Source organism: Mesorhizobium sp. P5_C1 (genome assembly GCF_054049815.1).
The window spans coordinates 1-2,555 of sequence record NZ_JBFULQ010000672.1 but is presented as its reverse complement, the minus strand read 5'-3'; the positions used below and the strand labels follow the sequence as shown (position 1 = coordinate 2,555).

The following is a 2,555-nucleotide window of genomic DNA, read 5'->3' as shown; positions in this document are numbered from 1 at the left end:
TGCTTGGCTTGCGAGAGGTGATGGACGCGCCGAATCTGCTCGAAGCAGAGTGGGCACGCAGGGATGTAATGCGCAAGATAGGCCTGTTCTACGACAAGGTCTGGGTCTATGGTCCGCCGGATTTCTACGATCCGTTGACGGGCCTGGATGTGCCGCCAGCTGTCGGGGCAAAGATGAAGTTCGTCGGTTTCCTGCAACGGAGCCTGCAGCGGAACGAGATGCCCGGCCACCGGCCCGAGGGCGACTATATCCTCGTCACCACCGGTGGCGGCGGTGACGGCGCCGAACTGATCCACGACGTCTTCGATGCCTATCAGCAGGATCCGCAATTGCAGCATAGGGCGCTGATCGTGCTTGGGCCTTACATGCCGGCGCGCAAGCGCAACAAGCTGGTCAGGAAGGGGTCCAAGATCCCCTATATCAAGATCATAGAGTTCGACAACCGCATGGAAGACCTGATTGCCGGCGCCAAGGCGGTCGTGGCGATGGGCGGCTACAACACCTATTGCGAGATCCTGTCTTTCGACAAGCCGGCGCTGATCGTGCCGCGCGTCAAGCCCCGCGAGGAACAGCTGATCCGCGCACGGCGCGCAGCTGAACTCGGCCTCATCGAGATGCTCTTGCCGGAAGAAGCCAAGGATTCCCAGCGGTTTGCCGATGCACTGAAGGTGCTGCCGGACCGGCCCCGCCCATCGCAGAGCAATCCGCATCTGACGCTGGAAGGGCTGCCTCATATTTCCGAAATCGTCGCGGAACTGCTCGAGCGGCGTGCCGGCCATCACCTTTCGGTCATTGAAGGCATGAACTGAGTTGCAACATCGCAAGATCGTCGTGGTTCTGAAAGGCTATCCGCGGCTGTCGGAAACCTTCATCGCGCAGGAACTGCTCGGTCTGGAGCGTGCGGGGTTCGACCTGATACTGTTCGCGCTCAGGCGGCCGACCGATGCAAAACGCCACCCCGTGCATGACGAGATCAAAGCGCCGGTCCACTATCTGCCGGAATATCTGCATGAAGAGCCGCTGCGCGTGGTTCGCTCGCTGTTTGCTCATCTGCTGCGGCCGGGCTTCTGGCGCGCGCTCGGATCGCTGGCGACCGATATCCCCCGCGACTTTACGCGCAATCGCGCGCGCCGTTTCGGGCAAGCGCTCGTGCTGGCGGCTGAATGGCCGGAAGACGCGGGCTGGCTGCACGCACATTTCGCGCACACGCCGGCATCGGTGACGCGCTATGCCAGCCTGCTTCGCGGCCTGCCCTGGAGTTGCTCGGCCCATGCCAAGGACATCTGGACTTCGGCGGACTGGGATCTGGCCGGCAAGCTTTCCTCGGCGCGCTGGACGGTCACTTGCACGAAAACCGGCTTTGACCGTCTGACAAAACTCGCCAACGGCAATTCGTCCGTGCATCTGAGCTATCATGGGCTCGACCTTGATCGCTTCGGCAGTTTCGGCGAGGCGCGAAAACAGCATGACGGCTCGGTGCCGGACGAACCGGTTGTCGTCTTGAGTGTCGGGCGCGCCGTCGAAAAGAAAGGTTACGATACCTTGCTGGAGGCCCTTGCCCTCTTGCCTGGTGATCTGGCGTGGCGTTTCGAGCATATCGGCGGCGGCGAGGAACTGGGACGGCTCAAGGCGCTGGCGCAAAAGCTCGGACTGGATGGTCGCGTCTCCTGGAAAGGCGCGCTTGCGCAGGAGGAGGTGCTTGAGCACTACCGCTGCGCCGACATCTTCGCCCTGGCCTGCAGGATCACCGCAAATGGCGACCGGGACGGTCTGCCGAATGTCCTGGTGGAGGCGGCCAGCCAGCGGCTTGCCTGCGTGTCGACCGATATTTCCGGCGTGCCGGAGCTGCTATCGCCTGAAGATACCGGGCTGCTGGTTCCGACGGAAAACCCAATCGCCCTGGCACAGGCGCTGGAGCGCCTGATCCGTGATCCCGTGCTGCGCGCCCGCCTCGGCGATGCCGCGGAGCGGCGCGTGCGCGGCGATTTCGATCATACGGCAAGCATTGGACAGCTCAAGGAACTGTTCGAGCGGGAGTGGCGGGCCGCCGAATGAAGCGGCTGCGCGCTTTCTTCTACGTCCAACACCTGCTCGGCATTGGCCATCTCGCGCGCGCCAGCCGCATTGCGGCGGCTCTGGCCGATGACGTGTTTGACGTCACCGTCGTAACGGGCGGAGCGCCGATTGCCGGGTTTCCGGGACCGGGTGTAAAATCTGTCACCCTGCCACCTGTCACCTCCGGCGATGAAGGATTTTCCGGACTTGTCGACCTGCAGGGCAAACCCATCGACGATGATTTCAAGAAACGGCGTTCGGAGATGCTGCTGCAGGCATTCCGGGAGTGCAGGCCTGATATCGTCATTGTCGAGGCGTTTCCATTTGGACGCCGGCAGATGCGTTTCGAACTCTTGCCGCTAGTCGAGGCCATCGACGCGACGTCGCCCAGACCGCTGCTGGCGACGTCCGTGCGTGATATCCTTCAGGAGCGTGTCAAGGCGGGCCGAAACGAAGAAACGGTCGATCTCATCAACAGGCATTTCGACCTTGTCATGGTC

General features: G+C 62.4%; 2 protein-coding genes and 1 pseudogene. All 3 read left to right on the top strand.

The window, feature by feature from the left end; all coding sequences use genetic code 11:
- Positions 1 to 809 (top strand): glycosyltransferase family protein (locus ACXJ7R_RS29705; RefSeq protein ID WP_457154936.1); only part of this gene is annotated, 809 nt, incomplete at its 5' end.
- 1 nt (position 810) lies between these two features.
- On the top strand, positions 811 to 2,055 hold the full coding sequence (locus tag ACXJ7R_RS29700) for a glycosyltransferase family 4 protein (protein ID WP_457154935.1): 1,245 nt from the start codon (positions 811 to 813) through the stop codon (positions 2,053 to 2,055).
- A pseudogene (locus ACXJ7R_RS29695) lies at positions 2,052 to 2,555 on the top strand (glycosyl transferase); the annotation flags it as partial. The gene ACXJ7R_RS29700 and the pseudogene ACXJ7R_RS29695, both read left to right, overlap by 4 nt.